This window comes from Actibacterium mucosum KCTC 23349, from assembly GCF_000647975.1.
In the GTDB taxonomy this organism is placed as follows: domain Bacteria; phylum Pseudomonadota; class Alphaproteobacteria; order Rhodobacterales; family Rhodobacteraceae; genus Actibacterium; species Actibacterium mucosum.
The window spans coordinates 494,959-513,946 of sequence record NZ_JFKE01000003.1; the positions used below are offsets into that span (position 1 = coordinate 494,959).

Genomic DNA, 18,988 nt, shown 5'->3' on the forward strand with positions numbered 1-18,988 from the left:
GCTCAGCCTTTCACCCCGCCCAGCGTCATCTGGGTCAGGTATTTCTGCGCAAAGAGGTAAAGGATCAGCGACGGCAACACATACATCACCGACACCGCCGCCACGAGGCCATAATCCACGCCCATGACATCCTCGCGAACGTAGTAAAGATAGGTGGACATCACCCAGTAGGAATTGCCGGTGCGCAGGCCGGTGACGAACACGTATTCCTCCCACCCTTTGATGAAGGCGAAGACGCCGATGGCGATCATGCCGGTGGTGACCTGCGGCAGAACCACCATTCGGAACGCCTGCCGGCGGGTGGCGCCATCGGTCAGGGCCGACATCTCTGTGTCCCAGGGGACGGCGTCGAAAAACCCCTTCATGATGAAGATGAAAAACGGCAGCTCCAGCGTTGTGATCACCAGGATCGGCGCGGTCAGCGTGTTCAACAAGCCCACCCAATAGACGATCAGGAAGATCGGGATCACCAGCGTGATCGCCGGGAACGCCTGCAGGATCAGCAGCGATTGCAGAAACGCCGCGCGGCCCATGAAGTGGAACCGCGACAGGTAATAGGCTGCCATGGTCGACACCGCCACCACGATCAGCATCTGCACCGTGGCCAGCACCAGCGAGTTGAAAAACGCGCTCCAGACCCACGGGAATTGCGCCCCGGCGGTGGCTTTGCCGCGCAGCTCTTCCACCACGTTCGGGTTCACCAGAAAGCGGAAGTTGTTCACGTGCAGCGCGTCGCCCAGAAACACGAACAACAGCGCGATGGCCAGCGCCAGCGCCAGCCCCGCCGCCGCCAGCCGCGCCCGGCCCGACAGCATCTGATACGCCACCGCATAGCCAATGGTGATCGGCACCAGAACCGCGCAGGCTGTCCACAGCGTATCCGCCTCGGCCCCGCCGGTGCGGGCGGTAAAGGCGATCATCACCATCCAGAAATAGGGCAGGATGATCGGGATCGACACGGCCACAAGGAACAGCGTGATCGCCGCCGTGCGGGCCTGGCGCTGCCAGCGGGCGCGATGGGCCAGCGCGTCCCAATCGGTGGTGGAATGGGTCATCAGCGCACCTCGATCCGTGGGCGCTGCAACAGCGCCTTCATGTTGGTCAGCCGCCACATCGCCAGCGCCACAAGAATGCCGATCACGATCAGGATCATCGCGATGGCCGCGCCATAGGCGTACTGGCCGCCGCCGATTTGCGGTGCCAGTGTCTTGGTATAGCTCAGCATCGCCATGGTCATCGTCGACCGCGCCGGCCCCATGATCAGGAAGATGTATTCAAACGACACCAGCAGCGCGAGCGCCTGATAGATGGTGATATAGCTGATCGGCCAGCGCAGCGCCGGCAGGATCACATGGCGGATGATCGAAAACGGCCCGGCCCCGTCGGCGCGGGCGGCGTGGAACAGATGTTCGGGGATCGACCGGATGGCGCTGGTAAAGATGATCATCCCCAACGAGGCCCCGATCAGCCCGTTCGCCACCACGATCACCGCCATCGGATGGTCAAGCCGCAGGTTCATCGGCTCAAACCCCACGGCCATCAAAATCTGGTTGAACAGCCCGCGTTCGGTGCTGTCGACCACCCACAGCCACAGCAAGGCGTAAACGACCGAGGGGCTCATGCGCGGCAACAGCCACACGGCGCGGAAAAACGCGCCCATCCGGTCGGGCAGCGCCGTGGTTGTCAGCCCCAGGATCAGCGCGAAGGTCAGGTTGAAAATGCCCAGCGTCAGCACCACAAAGACCAGTGTCAGCATCAGCGCCTTGTAAAACGACCGCCGCAGCTCGATCCCCAACAGCGCCTCGTCATCCAGCTTGCCCAGCTTGTTGAACTGCTTGGTTGTCGGAAAATCCTTAAAGTCCAGCGTCTGCGACATGTCGGTGAAGGCCACCACGATGTTCACAAGGATCGGCGCGACGAAAAAGATGGCCAGCAGCACGATGGCCGGGCCAAGGAACAGGGCGGTGTCAGAGACCGCGCGGGTGCGGGGGGTGGTGCGCATCGGGCAAACGGGCGGGCCGCAAAGGGCCCGCCCATCCTTTGGTTTAGTCGAGGATGATCACGTCATCGCCCAGCTCGATCTCGAGCTCTTCGATCACCATCTCGGCAGCTTCTTCCGGGCTCATCTCGCCGGTTTCAACGGCCTGAACACCGGTATAGGTGATGGCGTTGTACTGGCCGATCTTGGCGTGGTTCGGCATGAACTCGGCATATTTCAGCATCGGCGTACCGGCGATCAGCGCCCAGCCTTTTTCCTGGAACTCAGGCATGGCGGTCTGGCCATAGTTGATCGGGGTGTGGTTGGTGGTTACGGCATGCGCGGTGTTCGGCACGTGCTGCGAGGCCATGGCAACCAACAAAGCGGCCAGGTCTTTGTTCTCGGTCTCGCCCACGATATAGGCGATCGGGTGGCTCAGGTTCTTGGGCTGACCACCGGCTTTGCCGGCCGGGGCGTGGATCCATGTCAGTTTGTGGAAATAGTCGTCTTTGCCTTCCAGGCCAAAGGCCTCCAGCTGCTTACCGACGTTCCAGATGCCGTGGAATTTGCCCAGCGCGTCCCCACCGCGGAACGCGGCGTGGGTGCTGTCCCAGCTATAGGTGGTCATGTCGGCGGGCAGCGAGCCGTTGTCGACACAGTATTTCAGCCAGCCATAGTAATCGGTCAGACCCTGCTTGGTGATCTGCAGCTTGGCTTCGTCTTCATTGTAGATGTCGATGCCGAACGAGGCCATGGCCATCTGGAAATCCGGGCCAACATTGGGGCGGTGCACCCAGCCGATCTTGGCAGCGCCGGCATTCACGGCTTCGGCAGCCAGGTCGCAGAAATCGAACATGGTGAATTCACCGGCTTCGACCTGTGCGGGCAGCTGGGCGATGAACTCTTCCGATTTGCCGGTGGCGCGCAGAATGTCGTTGTTCAGGAAGAACATGCGCACTTCGCTGTCCTGCGGCACGCCGAAACGCTCGCCTTTATACATGACCGAGTTCCACAGCTCGGGGATCATGTCGGCATACATGGTGGCGTTGTCGGCAATGTGGCCTTCCAGATTGGCAGCCAGGCCAGCCTCGACAAACGAGCCGATCCACTCATGCGCTACAACGGCGATGTCGGGGGTGTCACCCACCGAATGCGCTTTCAGCAGCGCCAGCGCGTCGGCGTCAAAACCTTTGTTGTTGGTCTCGATCAGCTCTACAACCACGCGCTTGTCAGCGCCAGCAGCTTCGAAAGCGTTGTTCAGTTGCTCTGCCGCGGCAACAATGTTGCCAGCCCGCAGGGGACCGGAACGGTCAGCGCGCGACCACAGTTTGATGGTGACGTCGTCAGCGAAAGAAGGCGCGGCCAGGCCCGACAGGGCAACAGCAGCGCCGGCAAGAAGCAGCGATGGTTTCATGGTTGGTTTCCCGGTTGGATGTTCAGTCCGTCCAGACTGCACCCGTGGCATGGCACATGGTTTGCGGTTTGGTGAACCGTGCGCGAACCTTATTTGACGGTTTCTTGTCGCAGTGACCCCAACTTGCTCAGTTTGCATATTTTTTGTGCATGTGCGCATTTTCGCGCCCCAAATCCCCTGCCTCCGGTGGGCTTCCCCGCAGCAAAGCCTCAATATGAGGCAAATTCTTGGAGATTCGCCTGTGCCCCACCCAAAGTTGATCGTTTTCACCGATCTGGACGGCACCCTTCTGGATCACGGCACTTATTCACACGCACCCGCGGACGCCACGCTGTCACGCCTTGCCGCAAAAGGTATTCCCGTGGTTTTGGCCAGTTCCAAGACAGGCGCCGAGATTGCGCCGCTGCGTGCCGAGATCGGCATGACCGATGTGCCCGCAATTGTTGAAAACGGCGCTGGCATCTTGCAGCCGGGCGCAGATGGGTCGGGTGATGACAGCGCTTATCGCAGGATCCGGGCGGCGCTGGACACCTTGCCTGTCGATCTGCGCAGCGCCTATCAGGGTTTTGGGGATTGGGGGGCCGACGGGATTGCCACGAAAACCGGGCTGTCGAACGCCGCCGCTGCCCTTGCGGCTCAGCGACAGTTTTCGGAACCCGGCCTGTGGTCAGGCACGGATGACGCGCGCATGGTGTTTCTTGAGCACCTGAAATCACAGGGCATCACCGCCCAGCAGGGGGGGCGTTTCCTGACCCTTTCACACGGCGCGACCAAGGCGGACCGCATGGACCAGATTCTGACGCAGTTTGGCAACCCGTTCAGCATAGCCCTTGGCGACGCACCGAACGATCTTGCCATGCTGCACCACGCTGACCTTGGTATCATCGTGCAAAACCCGGCCTCTCCTGCCCTGCCACACCAACCTGGCGAAGACAGCGGCCAGATTATTCGCACCAATGCCCCCGGCCCCGCCGGATGGGCCCAAGCCATGACCGCGCAGTTGGATACGCGCATCACCTGAACCAAAAAGGACCAACCCTTGGCTGATTTTCACCAGAACGGCAATGTCGCCACCCTGCATAACCTGCGCACGCAAAGCGCCGAGGATATGGCGCGCGAGCTGACCGCGATTGGTCAAAGTCGAAAGATCAGCCTGATCCTGCCGTCACTGTATTCCGAACTTGAAGGCGAGGCGCTGCCGAAGATCCTCGATGAATTGGCCACTGTGCCTTACCTGCATCGCATCATCATCGGTCTGGACCGCGCGGATGAGGATCAATACCGCGCAGCCCGCAAGTTCTTTGCCCGCCTGCCGCAAGACCACGTGGTGATCTGGAACGACAGCCCGCGGATGAAGGCCATTCACGAACGGCTTGAGGCATTGGGCATTGATCCCGGCGAGCCGGGCAAGGGCCGCAATGTGTGGTTCTGCATCGGCTATCTGCTGGGCCAGGCGGACAGCGCGGTGATGGCGCTGCATGATTGCGACATCGTCACCTATAAGGCCGAGATGCTGACCCGGATGGTGTATCCACTGGCGCACCCGTCCTTTCCCTATCAACTGGCCAAGGGGTTTTACCCGCGCATTGGTGACGGCAAGCTGAACGGTCGGGTCAGCCGCCTGTTGGTCAGCCCCATCCTGATTGCGCTGCAAAAGGTCATCGGAACCCGCGACTATATCGATTTCCTGCGCGCCTTCCGCTATCCGCTGTCGGGCGAGTTTGCACTGCGCATTGCCCCCTTGCCTGATCTGCGCATCCCTTCAGACTGGGGCCTGGAAATCGGCGTGTTATCCGAGGCTTGGCGCAATATGGCGCCCAAATCGGTCTGCCAGGTCGAGATCGCAGAAAACTACGACCACAAGCATCAACCGGTTAGCGAGGATGATGCCGCCAAGGGGCTCAGCCGCATGTCCGTCGACATCTGCAAGGCGCTGTTCCGCAAGCTGGCCGCCGATGGGACCGTGTTCTCCGAAGAGATCTTTCGCAGCCTCAAGGCCACCTATTACCGCTGCGCGCTGGACCTGTTGGAGGCTTACTCGGCCGATGCCCGCTTGAACGGGCTGTCGCTGGACCGGCACCGCGAGGAAAAGATGATCGAGCTGTTTGCCCAGAATATCATGACCGCCGGGCAGGTGTTTCTGGAAAACCCGGCCGAACAACCGTTCATTCCCAACTGGTCCCGGGTGCATGCCGCCGATCCCGGGCTGACGTCGGATATGCTGAAAGCCGTGGCCGAGGATCAGGAAGAATACGCCTGAGCCAACGCAAAACGCCGCCAGGTCCCCCCGGCGGCGTTTCGAAAGCTCTGGTGCGTGGCGCTTAGGCCAGCGACAGATTTACCGCGCTTTCGCGGCCGTCGCGACCAGCTTCCAGGTCATAGGTGACCTTCTGGTTGTCGGCCAGACCGTCCAGGCCCGAACGCTGAACCGCGCTGATATGCACGAACACGTCCTTGCCGCCTTCATCCGGTGCGATAAAGCCGAAGCCTTTGGTAGAGTTGAACCATTTCACAGTGCCCTGGGCCATTCTGTGTACTCCTGATTTTGTGATGGTCACGGAATTGCACCACCCTGGCTTAGTCGATCTGTATCGAGTGTCTGAAGCCGGGTAAGTGGACAGAGTGGGTCGAAAAAGAAAAACGTAGCGGACAGGTTTTGCCAGAAAACGTGTTGCAGCACAATCTGTTGTTTGAATGTGCGGTCAGTTTTCGCGTTTGGATGTCGCAAAAATGCGCAGACCACAGGCAACCGGTCAGCGCTGACCACGGGGCTTTGGGAGTACAAAGTTGGCCCGGAACGCCACCAAACCAACCAACAGAAACGTCAAAATGATAAAGGGCCACGGGGGTAAATTCAGCATCACCGCGCCCTGACCTGCCCCGGCTGCGCAAACCCCTCCGAACGACCACAGCATGACATGCGCATGGGAAACCCGACGGCCCAGCCGGGCCAAGGTGGCACCGGCCACAATCGACAGGCAGCTGACGACACTGAAGGCATGAAAAACGCCGAACCCTTTGGTATCCTCTTGAATTGCAAACACAATCGCGTTCGAGATCAGCATCACCACCACGAAGATACGCCCGATATTCTTGTGGGTACGGGTCCCTTTCGGGCGCAGGAAAACCGTCGCTCCAACGCCTAGGGCGACCAACATTAGTGCAAGGTGAATCAGGCCTAATCCTGTCATTGGCCCATCATACCCGAATTAGGCTGTATTGCTGATCCAGCGGCATTGGTAAGGGGCAAGCTCGATGTCTTTGCCCGAAGCCGAGATATGCTCGCCCGAAAGAAGATCCACCCAATCCACTCCGCCAATAAGATTGATCGATTGCGGCGAGATATGCACCGTCTCGGCCGAGACATTGTGCAAGGCAAAGATCGATTGGTCGCGATCAAGGCTCTGACGCCACAGCCCAAAGACCCGTTCGTCGAGGTGCAGGGTGAATTGCGTGGCGTTCGGGTGGAACGCCTGTTGCCTGCAACGGATGCGAATGCGTTCGGACAACGCGGCCAGTACCTGTGCGTGCAGGTTGTCAGGATCATCCAGATTTTCACGCAGCGTGGGGTAGTCCCAGCGGTGACGGTTAATGGCGCGATTGATACCGGTTTTCTCGACCCCGGCATGGTCATTATGGGTCCCCAACAGCGAATGCACGTAAAAGGCAGGGATGCCTTCCATTGCCATGGGAATGGTCTGTGAACAGACGAACCTATTGAATTGATGTTCATCTTTTCCGTCAAACGTGCCCGCCATGGCATCGTAGAAGGTGATGTTCAGCTCGTAAGGTGCCTCGCCGCCATCGGGCAGCGCGCGCATTGAAACAAGGCCACCGAAGTCGCGGACGGCATCAATGACGCGGTCGCGGTCCTCGATCGGCAGGATGCCTTCGCCGCCCCGCATACCTATGCCATCATGGCTGGCGGTGAAATTCAGATAAGCACAGCCCAGCTGTGCCGGGGGCATGGTGCGTTGCCATTGGTGCAGATAGGTCGCCTTGCCCGACATCATAGCGTGCAACAGTAGGGGTGGCAGCGAGAAGTTATAGATCGCGTGCGCCTCGTTCCGGTTGCCGAAATACGACAGGTTCTCGGTGTTTGGCACGTTGGTTTCGGTCAGCAGAACAAGGTCTTCGTCGGCGTGGTCGCACAGCACGCGCATCAGCTGAACGATGGCGTGGGTTTGCGGCAGGTGGATGCAGTTGGTGCCCAGCTCTTTCCAGATGAACGCCACCGCGTCCAGCCGGATGACACGCACGCCATTGTCAATGTGAAGGCGCATAACCCTCAGAAATTCCATAAGAACTTCGGGATTCGAGAAATCGAGATCCACCTGGTCATGGCTGAAAGTACACCACACGTGACGCGGGCCGTTGGCGGTGTCGACTTTGCGCAGCAGAGGCGAGGTACGGGGGCGGACAACCTGGCTGAGGTCATCATCGGGCGAGGCTTCGAAGAAGAACCGGTCAAACGGCGCGCGGCCCTGGCGGTAGTCCGAAAACCATGTCGATTGCGACGACACGTGGTTGAGCACAAGGTCGGACATCAGTTTGAACTGATCCGCGATACGACGAATATCGGCCCAACCACCCAGCGTCGGGTTCACCGCGCGATAGTCCGTGACCGCAAACCCATCATCCGAGGTAAAGGGAAAGAAGGGCAGGATATGGACCGAGTTGATGGTGTCCTTCAGGTACCGCCGCAGGAAATCATTCAGCAAATCCAGTGGCTTGTGCGATCCGTCCACGAAACTGTTGCCATAGGTGATCACCATTGCGTCGGCCGGCGACCACAGATCATTGCCCGGTGCACGGGCCTCGTCACGACGGGTGGAGCCTTCGGGCCAGAAGGCCCCGATCACTTGACTGGCAAGGATGTCACGGTCCAGTTCTGGGTAGATACGGCCCAGCAGTTCGGTCAGGCGTGCGCCCAGAATATGTGTGTGTTCAGTCATGGGAATGTCTTCGTGGTTTCGCGCAGACTAGCCGATTTGAAGCACCTGACAAGCGCTAACGCGGGTGTTTTGGCCCAGTTTCCGGACCAAAACGGGTAAATGTGGCCAAATAAGAAAATTTAACGTGGTTTTTAAACTTTCCTCCCATTGCGCAGGTCCAAGTTTAAACTTTCAGCCGCCCAGACCCGCGCGGTACCAATCGACAATCGCCGCCCTTTCGTCGGGCTCCATGTACGACACATTGGCCGGGGGCATGGCGTGGCTGGCCCCGGCCTGCACAAAAATCTGATGGGCATAGGTCGCAACCTGCATCTCGGTTTCAAGCATCACCCCCTTGGGTGGATGCCGCATGTTGCCCCAGACCGGCTCGGCTGCGTGACACATGGAACAGCGGCCAAGAACCGTGCCATAGACATCCTCGAACCCCGGTGCGGCGGCGAAGCGTTCGGCGCGGGGGCTCATCGCCCGGGGCTCTTCGCCGGGGGGCGCGTAAAGCGGTGCCACCGACAATGCCATGATGGCCAAGAACAGGATGATCGTAACCGGCCATGTCCAGTTCGGGTCGCCGCCGCGCGCGTGGATGGTGTTGAAATAGTGCCGGATCGTTACCCCCATCAGGAAGACCAGCGACGCAATCAGCCAGTTCCATTCGGACGCGAAGGCCAGCGGATAGTGGTTGGACAGCATCAGGAAGATGACCGGCAGGGTCAGATAATTGTTATGGGTCGACCGTTGCTTGGCGATTTTGCCGTATTTGGCATCGGGCGTGCGCCCGGCCCTGAGGTCGGCCACCACGATGCGCTGGTTCGGCATGATGATGAAGAACACGTTGGCCGACATGATTGTGGCGGTGAAGGCGCCCAGATGCAGCAGTGCGGCGCGGCCCGAGAAGACCTGTGTATAACCCCAGGCCATCGCCACGAGGATCACGTAGAGCAACAGCATCAGCCGGGTATTGTCGTCGCCGAACCTGGATTTGCAGATCAGGTCATAGACGATCCAGCCCACTGCCAGTGACGCGACCGAGATCCCAACCGCCTGCCAGACAGGGATATCCAGCACGTTGGGATCAACCAGATAAAGCTCGCCGCCCAAATAATAGACCAGCACCAGCAGGGCAAAACCCGACAGCCAGGTCGAATAGCTTTCCCATTTGAACCAGACCAGGTGGTCGGGCATTTCCGCCGGGGCCACCAGGTATTTCTGCACGTGGTAGAAGCCGCCGCCATGCACCTGCCATTCCTCGCCATCGGCGCCCGAGGCCAGGTTGCGGTCGCGCCACAGGCCAAGGTCAAGTGCGATGAAATAAAACGACGATCCGATCCAAGCGATGGCCGTGATCACGTGCAGCCAGCGCATGGCGAACTGCGCCCATTCCCAGACGATGGCAAGTTCCAGCATCGCTATCCCCTTGTTGTCCCGCCTAATTCAGCGCCAAAACGCGGGCAGGTTCAAGGGTCAGCTGCCGCGATAGGTGGAATAGCCATAAGGTGAGAGCAAAAGCGGCACGTGGTAATGGGCGCTGCCGTCATCGACGCCAAAGCGCAGCGGGATTTGATCCAGAAACAGGGTTTCACCGCTGACAAGACCGTTTTTGCGCAGGTAATCACCGGTAAAGAAGATCAGCTCGTACTGGCCGGTTTCGAACTTTTCGGCGGGCAGGATCGGTGTGTCGGTACGGCCATCGGCATTGGTGCGCGCGGTGGCGATCTTGCGGTGGCTGTTGCCCGAGACGCGGAACAGCTGAATTTCGATGCCATTTGCGGGAACACCGCGGGCGGTATCCAGAACATGGGTGGACAGATAACCGGTATTGGGCATTGTGAAGCTCCGCGATTGCCATTTACCTTGAATTTGTGGCACGAATTGGCGGGCGGGAACAGGGGGTTGCCCCCGTTTCGCAAAACCCGGGAGACATGATGTGACAGACCGTTATCCGCGCAACATGGCGGGCTATGGTGCCAATCCGCCAGATGCGAAATGGCCGGGCGGGGCCAAGATTGCCGTGCAATTCGTGGTGAACTACGAGGAAGGCGGCGAGAACAACCTGCTGCATGGGGATGCGGCGTCCGAGGCGTTTTTGTCCGAGATTGTGGGGGCCGCGGCCTGGCCGGGGCAGCGGCACTGGAACATGGAGTCGATCTATGAATACGGTGCGCGGGCCGGGTTCTGGCGGCTGCACCGGATGTTCACCGGCGCGGGCATTCCGGTCACTGTTTACGGCGTGGCCACCGCTTTGGCCCGCGCGCCCGAGCAGGTGGCGGCGATGCAGGACGCCGGCTGGGAGATCGCCAGCCACGGGTTCAAGTGGATCGAATACAAGGATATGGCCGAAACCATCGAGGCCGCGCATCTGCAACAGGCCATCGCCCTGCATGCCGAGGTGACGGGCGCGCGGCCCACCGGGTGGTATCTGGGGCGGTGTTCGATGAACACGGTGCGGCTTGTGGCCGAGGAGGGCGGGTTTGCCTATATCTCGGACGCCTATGACGACGACCTGCCCTATTGGCTGAAGGTGGGCGGTCGCGATCAGCTGATCATCCCCTATACGCTGGACGCCAACGATATGCGGTTCGCCACACCGCAGGGGTTCAACGCAGGCGACCAGTTTTTTGCCTATCTGAAGGACAGTTTCGACACGCTTTATGCCGAAGGTCAGGACGGGGCGGCCAAGATGATGTCGATCGGGCTGCATTGCCGGCTGATCGGGCGGCCGGGGCGCGCGGCGGCGTTGCAGCGGTTCATCGATTATGCGCAAAGCCATGAGGGTGTCTGGTTCCCGCGCCGTATCGACATTGCCGACCATTGGGCGGCCACGCACCCGCCGCAGGATCGCGTGCGCCCTTCGGCGATGGATCGTGCGACCTTTGTTGACACCTATGGCGGCATTTTCGAACACAGCCCATGGGTGGCAGAACGCGCGCATGCGCTGGAACTGGGCCCCGCCCATGACACCGCCGCGGGGCTGCACAACGCGTTGTGCCGGGCCTTTCGCCGCGCGACGGACGACGAGCGGCTGGGCGTGCTGACAGCGCATCCCGACCTGGCCGGCAAGCTGGCCGCCGCCGGGCGCCTTACCGCCGACAGCACCGCCGAACAGGCCAGCGCGGGTCTGGACATGCTGACCGACGAAGAGCGCGGCTTTTTCACCCGCGCCAATGACGACTATACCGCCAAGTTTGGCTTTCCCTTTATCATCGCCGTGCGCGACAATACCAAGGACAGCATCCGCGCCGCGTTCGAGGCCCGCCTGCAAAACGACCGCGAGACAGAGCTGCGCACCGCCTGCACGCAAGTAGAGCGCATTGCCTGGTTGCGGCTTGAGGAGATCTTATGACCGAACGCAGCTATTTCGCCCCGCGTGGCGGATTACCCAACCCCAAGACCCGGGCGCATGACCGGTCGGTCTTTACCAACGCCTATGCGGTGATCCCGCGCGGTGTGATGTCGGATATCGTCACCAGTTTTCTGCCCGGCTGGATCGGCTGCCGCGCGTGGATCCTGGCCCGGCCGCTGAGCGGGTTTGCCGAGACCTTTGCCCAATATATCGTGGAAATGGCCCCCGGTGGCATGTCTGATACGCCCGAACCCGACCCGCAGGCCCAAGGCGCGCTGTTTGTTACCCGCGGGCGTATGCATCTGGTGGTGGACACCGACACGCATGTGCTGACCCCGGGCAGCTTTGCCTATCTGCCGCCGGGCACCGACTGGAAGATCCTGAACATCCACGACGACAAGTCGAACTTTGTCTGGATCCGCAAGAGATACGAACCCGCGCCGGGATATGACGCGCCCGATCTGGTGATCGCGCATGATGACGACGTGCCCCCCACGCCGATGCATGGCGATGCCGATGTGTGGTCAACCACCCGGTTCATCGACCCCAACGACCTGCGCCACGACATGCATGTCAACATCGTCACCTTCCTGCCCGGCGGCAACATCCCCTTTGCCGAGACCCATGTGATGGAACACGGGCTGTATGTGCTGCAGGGCCGCGGGGTCTATTACCTGAACGAGGATTGGGTGGAGGTGGAAGAGGGCGATTTCATGTGGCTGCGCGCCTTTTGTCCGCAGGCCTGTTATGCCTCGGGGTCCGAGCCGTTCCGGTATTTGCTGTATAAAGACGTCAACCGCCACCCGTCGCTGACCCTGCCATGAGCACCCGCATCGACCTTCAGCCGATGGATGCCGGGGCCTTTGCGCCCTTTGGCGATGTGCTGGATTGCGCGGGCGATCCCGACAAGATCATCAATCAGGGCCTGTGCGGCCGGTTTCATGACCGGGCGCGGCTGGAGTTCGGGCCCGATGGCCGGGCGGGGCTGAGCCTGTTTCAGGCCGAACCGCGCCAATTGCCGATGAAGCTGGAGATGGTTGAGCGCCATCCCGAGGGCAGCCAGGCGTTTGTCCCGATGAGCTGGCACCCGTACCTGGTGATTGTCGCCCCCGATTCTAAAGGCACCCCCGGTACGCCCCTGGCCTTTGAAACCGCGCCGGGCCAGGCGATTAATTTTCGCCCAAATACGTGGCACGGGGTGCTGTGCCCGCTTCATTCTCCGGGCATTTTCGCGGTGATTGACCGGATCGGGCAGACACCAAATCTGGAAGAACATTGGTTTTTGACCCCATATATGGTTTACTCCTAAGCGTTTAGCCGCCGAAAAGAGCGGTTTTCAGGGCTGGGAAGGCCCCCAAAAACAGGAGTAACGGATATGACGGACAGTACAGCGAACGCGGATTTCCGCGACCCGAATACGACGCCCCCCCTCAGCAACGCAGTACCGCTTGGCCTGCAGCACGTGCTGGCGATGTTTGCGTCGAACGTGACGCCCTCGATCATCGTGGCGGGCGCGGCGGGCTTTGCCTTTGGCGGGGCCGACATGGTGTATCTGGTGCAGATGGCGATGCTGTTTGCCGGGGTGGCCACCTTGTTTCAGACCGTGGGCATCGGCCCGGTGGGCGCGCGCCTGCCAATCATGCAGGGCACCAGTTTTGCCTTCGTGTCGGTTCTGACGATTGTGGCCGCGCAATTGGGAATGGGCGCCGTGATGGGCGCCATCGTGATCGCCGGCATCTTCCACTTCGCGCTGGGGTCGGTCATCGGGCGGCTGCGCTATTTGTTCCCGCCAATGATCACCGGGCTGGTGATCCTGACCATTGGTTTGTACCTGATCCCGGTCGGCATCAAATACGCCGCAGGCGGGGCCGCGACGTTCCAGATGGAGGCCGAAAGCTTTGGCTCGCTGGCCCATTGGATCCCGGCGCTGACGGTGATCGTGGTGGCGCTGGCGGTGAAGTTCTACACCAAGGGCATCCTGTCGGCCGCCGCCATTTTGGTGGGGCTGATCGCCGGGTATATCGTGGCGATCCTGTTCGGCATCGTGAATTTCGGCGGGATCGGCAAAGCGGCATGGTTCGCCCTGCCCAAGGTCTTCCCCTATGGGTTCGAGGTTAACATGGCCGCCGTGATCCCGGTGGTTCTGGTGGCCATTGTCTCGGCCATTGAAACGGTGGGCGATTGCTCGGCCACCACCAAGGGCGGCGCCGGGCGCGAAGCTACAGACGAGGAAATCGCCGGCGCCACCTATGCCGACGGTCTGGGCTCGGCCGTGGCCGGTGTCTTCGGCGGGCTACCCAACACCTCGTTCAGCCAGAACGCCGGTATCGTCGCCATGACCGGCGTGATGAGCCGCCACGTCGTGACCATCGCCGCGCTGATCCTGGTGGCCTGCGGTCTGATCCCGAAAATCGGCGCGCTGATCGCCACAATGCCCCTGCCGGTGCTGGGTGGCGGCGTGATCGTGATGTTCGGCATGGTTGCCTCGGCCGGTATCAACATGCTGTCCGAAGTCCAGATGAGCCGCCGCAACATGGTGATCATCGCCCTGTCGCTGTCGGTGGGTCTGGGCCTGAACCTCGTGCCAACGGCGGTGCAATACCTGCCGGGCGTGCTGAACACGCTGGCGATCTCGGGGCTGCTGCCAACGGCGATCATCGCCATCGCGCTCAACCTGATCCTGCCCGAAGAGATCTAAAGAACGGCGCAACACAGCGCCAATCAGAATGTCTTAATCCCCGCCTCCGGGCGGGGATTTCCTTTTGGCAACAGCTAGCCCCAGCCGCCCCCACCGGGGGTGCGCAGTTCGAACAGGCCGCCGGCGGGCAATTCAACTTCGTCGTTGCCTTCGCGTCGCTCTCGAAGGCCATCAGGGTATTCCGCCCAGTTTTCCCCGGTGGCACCGGGTGCACCGCCTGCCCCGCCGAAGGGTGCGACAGAACGGTGCGAGCACAGCGTGGTGACCGTAACCGGCTCCAAAAACCGCAACCGCCGGATCACCCCGTGGCCGCCGCGCCATTGCCCCGCGCCGCCCGATGCGGGGCGGATGCCGAAGGCCTCCAGGCGCACGGGGAAGCGTTTTTCCAGGATCTCGGGATCAGTCATGCGGGTATTGGTCATGTGGCTTTGCACCGCGTCGCAGCCGTCAAACCCCGGCCCCGCGCCGGTGCCGCCGGCGATGGTTTCATAGTTTTGGAACGCCTCGTTGCCCCAGATAAAGTTGTTCATCGTCGCCTGGCTGCAGGCCATCACCCTCAGCGCGCCGTAAAGCGCATTGCATGCGGCCTGGCTGACCTCGGTATTGCCGGCGATCACGGCGGCGGGATAGGCGGGGTTCAGCATACTGCCCGGCGGCGCGATGATTTGCAGGGGTTTCAGACAGCCCTCGTTCAGCGGGATATTTGCGCCCACCAAAGTGCGGAAGACATAGAGGACCACCGCCCGGCAGATCGCGTAAGGTGCGTTGTAGTTGCCGGGGTTCTGGGCCGAGGTGCCGGTGAAATCCACCACCGCCTGCCGCGCGGCGCGGTCAACGCGGATGTCCACGCAGATCGCGGCGCCGTGGTCCATCGGGTAGGTGAACGTGCCGTCCGACAGCGTGTCGATGACCCGGCGCACGCTTTCTTCGGCGTTGTCCTGAACGTGGTTCATATAGGCCGCGACGACATCGGCGCCATAGGCCGTGACCACCTTCAAAAGCTCCTGCCGCCCGGTCTCGTTCGCGGCAACCTGTGCCTTCAGGTCGGCCATGTTCTGATCGATGTTGCGACACGGATAGCGGCCCGAGGCCAGCAGGGCGCGCGCCGCGTCCTCGCGCAAAGTGCCGCCATCAACCAGCCGGAAATTGTCGATCAGCACGCCTTCGTCGTCGATATGGGTGCTGTCGGGCGGGCCCGAGCCAGGGGTGCGCCCGCCGATATCGGCGTGGTGGCCGCGTGAGCCCAGCCAGAACAGCACCACATCCCCGACAAAAACCGGGGTGACAACCGTGACATCGGGCAGATGCGTGCCGCCGTTGAAGGGCGAGTTCAGCATGAACGCATCGCCGGGCCGGATGGCGCCCGCGTTTTCGCGCATCACCGTCTTGATGCTGTCGGACATGGAGCCCAGATGCACCGGCACATGCGGCGCGTTGGCCACCAGATCGCCCGCCGCATCAAAGATCGCGCAGCTGAAGTCGAGCCGTTCCTTGATGTTGACCGACCACGAGGTATTGGCCAGCGTCGCGCCCATCTGGTCGGCGACGGACATGAAGAGGTTGTTGAACACCTCCAACAGCACCGGGTCGGCCTGCGTGCCTGCGGCGGCGGCGCGGGTGGCGGCGGTGGTGCGTTCAAGGATCAGGTTGCCGGCGGCATCGGCATAGGCGGACCAGCCGGGTTCGACGATATTGGTGCCGGTGGGTTCGGTGATGATGGCCGGGCCGGTGATGCGGGTGCCGGGGCCCAGCGTGTCGCGGGCGACCACCGGTGTGTCGGCGAGGCCATCGGGGAAGTGCACGGGGATATGGGCCAGCGGCGTGGCGGTGCCGTCGGCGGGCAGCCCGGCGGGTGCCTCGCCGGTTTGGCCGATGCCCTCGACCGCGATCATCTCGAACAGCACGGCGCGCTCGGGCGAGGTGAAGCCGAACCGGGCCTGATGCGCGGCGTCGAAGGCCGATTGCATCGCGGTGGGGGTGCCAAAGGGCACCTCGAGCGCTTGGTGCGAGCCGTCATAGCGCAGGTGGGCATGGGCGATGGTGGCAACCTCGGCCACGCCCTGGGCGGCGACGGCGGCCTGCGCGTCGGCCCGCAGATCATCCACGATATCAGCGGCTTGCGGGTCATCCAGCGGCGCGTCGACCTGACGTTCGTGCAGGGATCGGATCTCGGCCAGGCCCATGCCATAGGCCGACAGAACCCCCGCAAAGGGGTGGATGAACACGCGCCGCATGCCCAGCGCGTCGGCCACCAGACAGGCGTGTTGCCCCCCTGCCCCGCCGAAACATTGCAGGGTATAGCCGGTCACGTCATGGCCGCGCTGAACCGAGATTTTCTTGATCGCGTTGGCCATGTTGTCGACGGCGATGCGCAGGAAGCCCTCGGCCACATCCTCGGGCGTGGCGGGGGGCTGTCCGGTGGCCGTGGCGATGTCGGCGGCCATCTGCGTGAACGATGTTCGCACGGCGTCGACATCCAGCGGCTGACCGCCATCGGGGCCAAAGACGGCGGGGAAATGCGCCGGGTTCAGCTTGCCCAGCATCACGTTGCAATCGGTCACGGTCAGCGGCCCGCCACGGCGGTAACAGGCCGGGCCGGGGTTGGCGCCGGCGCTTTCGGGGCCAACCTGATAGCGGCCATCGCGGAAGGTGCAGATCGAGCCGCCGCCGGCGGCCACCGTGTGGATATCCATCATCGGGGCGCGCATGCGGACGCCGGCGACCTCGGTCTCGAAACTGCGTTCATAGGTGCTCGCGAAGTGGCTGACATCGGTGGAGGTGCCGCCCATGTCAAAGCCGATCAGTCGGTCGAACCCGGCGGCCTGCGCGGTTTTGACCATGCCGACAATGCCGCCCGCGGGGCCGGACAGGATGGCGTCTTTGCCCTGAAAGAGCCCCGCATCGGTCAGCCCGCCCGAGGATTGCATAAACAGCAGCCTGTCACACCCGCCCTGCGCTACGTCCAGCGCGTCGGCGACCTGATCGACATAGCGGCGCAGGATCGGCGACAGATAGGCATCAACCACCGTCGTGTCGCCGCGCCCCACCAGCTTGGCCAGCCGCGAGACCTGATGCGACAGCGAGATCTGGGTGAAGCCGATCTGGGCGGCGATTTCGCCGACGGCGCGTTCGTGAACGGGGTTCAGATAGGCGTGCAGGCCCGCCACGGCGACGGCGCGGATGCCGTCATCGAAGGCCGATTGCAGCGCGGCGCGCACCGCGCCCGTGTCCAGCGGGGTCAGGATGTTGCCGTCGGCATCCAGACGCTCGGCCATTTCGGCCACGCGTTCATAGAGCAGATCGGGCCGCCTTATATCCAGCGCGAAGAGGTCGGGCCGCGTTTGATAGCCGATGCGCAGCAGGTCGCCGAAACCTTGGGTGATCAGCAGCAGGGTGCGTTCGCCCTGACGCTCCAGCAACGCGTTGGTGGCCACGGTGGTGCCCATCTTGACCGCGCGAATGCGGCCGGGCGGGATGGCGTCGGCAGGCGCAAGGCCCAGCGCCTGGCGCACCCCTTCGACGGCGGCATCGGGGTAACGTTCGGGGTTTTCCGACAGCAGCTTGGCGGTGGACAACCCACCGGACGGATCGCGGGCGACCACATCGGTGAAGGTGCCGCCCCGGTCGATCCAAAACTCCCACTGGCCTGATGTCATGCCGCCTGCCCCTCGTTCATTCGGGCCGACAAAAGCAGAGGCGGGCGGGATGGGCAAGGCCGCACAAGCGGCCCCGCCCGCATTCGCGCATCACGAGGCGGCGATGGCTTCCTGACGCTGGCTGCCCAGCCCTTCGACCTGCAGCTCGACCACGTCGCCCGGCGCCAGATAGCGCGGCGGGTTCAGGCCCATGCCCACACCCGACGGCGTGCCGGTGGCGATCAGATCACCGGGGCGCAGTTCCAGGAATTGCGACATGGCCGACACGATCTGCACCACGTTGAACACCATGTCCGAGGTGTTGGAGTTCTGCAGTTCCTCGCCGTTCAGCGACAGCGAAAGGTTCAGGTTCTGCACATCGGCAACCTCGTCCGCGGTGACCAGATAGGGGCCGGTGGGGCCGAAAGTGGGGGCGGATTTGCCGTTGATCCACTGGGCGCCACGCTCCAGCTGCCATTCGCGTTCGGACACGTCGTTGACCACGCAGAACCCGGCAACGTAGTCCATCGCGTCGGCCTCGGACACGTTATGGGCGGTTTTGCCGATGACGATGCCCAGCTCAACCTCCCAGTCGGAGCGGGTGGAGCCGCGCGGGATCACGATGGGGTCGTTGGGACCGGACAGGCACGAGGTGGCCTTGGAAAAGATGATCGGTTCAGTCGGCAGGGCCATGCCGGCCTCTTCGGCGTGTTTCACGTAGTTCAGGCCGATGCAGTAGAAATTCGGCACGTCGGTCAGGCAGGATCCGATGCGGCCGGGTTCGGCCACCAGCGGCAGGCTGGCGGGATCCAGCGCGCGCAGCTTGTCCAGCGCGTCCAGCGACACGCCCGCACCGGCCAGAACCGCGTCGGTGCCCGACAGGTCGCGCACATTGCCATCGGCGTCCAGCAGGCCGGGTTTTTCCTGCCCCTTGGGGCCGTAATTGAGAAGTTTCATTGGGTCGTCCTTCG

The 18,988-nt window shown here is 62.2% G+C and carries 16 protein-coding genes; 6 read left to right on the top strand and 10 right to left on the bottom strand.

What is annotated here, in order from left to right:
- Positions 1-2: 2 nt before the first annotated feature.
- Genes ACMU_RS09025 through ACMU_RS09035 form a run of 3 tightly spaced genes read right to left on the bottom strand, consistent with a single transcriptional unit; the run spans position 3 to position 3,392 of the window.
- Complete coding sequence (locus tag ACMU_RS09025; RefSeq protein WP_051588200.1) at positions 3-1,055, bottom strand: carbohydrate ABC transporter permease; 1,053 nt, start codon at positions 1,053-1,055, stop codon at positions 3-5.
- The gene (locus ACMU_RS09030) at positions 1,055-2,002 is read right to left on the bottom strand and encodes a carbohydrate ABC transporter permease (RefSeq protein WP_035258550.1); all 948 of its coding nucleotides are present in this window, start codon (positions 2,000-2,002) and stop codon (positions 1,055-1,057) included. The genes ACMU_RS09025 and ACMU_RS09030 overlap by 1 nt, the downstream gene beginning before the upstream one ends.
- Before the next feature lie 43 nt (positions 2,003-2,045).
- The gene (locus tag ACMU_RS09035) at positions 2,046-3,392 is read right to left on the bottom strand and encodes an ABC transporter substrate-binding protein (protein WP_035258551.1); all 1,347 of its coding nucleotides are present in this window, start codon (positions 3,390-3,392) and stop codon (positions 2,046-2,048) included.
- 241 nt (positions 3,393-3,633) lie between these two features.
- On the opposite strand from ACMU_RS09035, the gene ACMU_RS09040 reads away from it, so the two are divergent.
- Both ACMU_RS09040 and ACMU_RS09045 read left to right on the top strand, forming a co-directional pair.
- Positions 3,634-4,413, top strand: a complete 780-nt coding sequence (locus ACMU_RS09040; RefSeq protein ID WP_035258554.1) for an HAD-IIB family hydrolase — start codon at positions 3,634-3,636, stop codon at positions 4,411-4,413.
- An 18-nt stretch (positions 4,414-4,431) separates the two neighbouring features.
- Complete coding sequence (locus tag ACMU_RS09045) at positions 4,432-5,652, top strand: glycosyltransferase family protein (RefSeq protein WP_035258564.1); 1,221 nt, start codon at positions 4,432-4,434, stop codon at positions 5,650-5,652.
- A 61-nt stretch (positions 5,653-5,713) separates the two neighbouring features.
- On the opposite strand, the gene ACMU_RS09050 is transcribed toward ACMU_RS09045, so the two are convergent.
- The 5 genes from ACMU_RS09050 to uraH form a co-directional block, all read right to left on the bottom strand.
- On the bottom strand, positions 5,714-5,920 hold the full coding sequence (locus ACMU_RS09050; RefSeq protein ID WP_035258566.1) for a cold-shock protein: 207 nt from the start codon (positions 5,918-5,920) through the stop codon (positions 5,714-5,716).
- 225 nt (positions 5,921-6,145) lie between these two features.
- Entirely contained in the window at positions 6,146-6,583 is a 438-nt protein-coding gene (locus ACMU_RS09055) for a DUF2306 domain-containing protein (protein ID WP_081805463.1), read from the bottom strand.
- A gap of 18 nt (positions 6,584-6,601) precedes the next feature.
- Complete coding sequence (locus ACMU_RS09060; RefSeq protein WP_035258571.1) at positions 6,602-8,347, bottom strand: alpha-amylase family glycosyl hydrolase; 1,746 nt, start codon at positions 8,345-8,347, stop codon at positions 6,602-6,604.
- Positions 8,348-8,518: 171 nt separating this feature from the next.
- On the bottom strand, positions 8,519-9,748 hold the full coding sequence (locus tag ACMU_RS09065; RefSeq protein ID WP_035258573.1) for a urate hydroxylase PuuD: 1,230 nt from the start codon (positions 9,746-9,748) through the stop codon (positions 8,519-8,521).
- 57 nt (positions 9,749-9,805) lie between these two features.
- Positions 9,806-10,168 (bottom strand): hydroxyisourate hydrolase, encoded by a 363-nt coding sequence (gene uraH, locus ACMU_RS09070; RefSeq protein ID WP_035258574.1) that lies wholly within the window; start codon positions 10,166-10,168, stop codon positions 9,806-9,808.
- 124 nt (positions 10,169-10,292) lie between these two features.
- Here uraH and puuE point away from each other — a divergent pair, with 124 nt between their 5' ends.
- The 4 genes from puuE to ACMU_RS09090 all read left to right on the top strand — a co-directional run bounded on the left by puuE (position 10,293) and on the right by ACMU_RS09090 (position 14,382).
- Positions 10,293-11,684, top strand: a complete 1,392-nt coding sequence (gene puuE / locus ACMU_RS09075) for an allantoinase PuuE (RefSeq protein WP_035258908.1) — start codon at positions 10,293-10,295, stop codon at positions 11,682-11,684.
- The gene (locus ACMU_RS09080) at positions 11,681-12,508 is read left to right on the top strand and encodes a bifunctional allantoicase/(S)-ureidoglycine aminohydrolase (RefSeq protein WP_035258575.1); all 828 of its coding nucleotides are present in this window, start codon (positions 11,681-11,683) and stop codon (positions 12,506-12,508) included. The genes puuE and ACMU_RS09080 overlap by 4 nt, the downstream gene beginning before the upstream one ends.
- Positions 12,505-12,993 carry an ureidoglycolate lyase gene (locus tag ACMU_RS09085; RefSeq protein WP_035258579.1) on the top strand — a complete coding sequence of 163 codons (489 nt, stop codon included), beginning with the start codon at positions 12,505-12,507 and terminating at the stop codon, positions 12,991-12,993. Before ACMU_RS09080 ends, ACMU_RS09085 begins: the two co-directional genes overlap by 4 nt.
- A gap of 66 nt (positions 12,994-13,059) precedes the next feature.
- A complete protein-coding gene (locus tag ACMU_RS09090; protein WP_035258581.1) occupies positions 13,060-14,382 on the top strand; it encodes a uracil-xanthine permease family protein in 1,323 nt (440 codons plus the stop codon).
- Positions 14,383-14,456: 74 nt separating this feature from the next.
- On the opposite strand, the gene ACMU_RS09095 is transcribed toward ACMU_RS09090, so the two are convergent.
- Positions 14,457-18,038, bottom strand: a complete 3,582-nt coding sequence (locus ACMU_RS09095; RefSeq protein ID WP_035258584.1) for a hydantoinase B/oxoprolinase family protein — start codon at positions 18,036-18,038, stop codon at positions 14,457-14,459.
- 90 nt (positions 18,039-18,128) lie between these two features.
- Positions 18,129-18,974, bottom strand: coding sequence for a fumarylacetoacetate hydrolase family protein (locus ACMU_RS09100; RefSeq protein WP_035258586.1), 846 nt, complete (start codon positions 18,972-18,974; stop codon positions 18,129-18,131).
- Positions 18,975-18,988 lie beyond the last annotated feature (14 nt).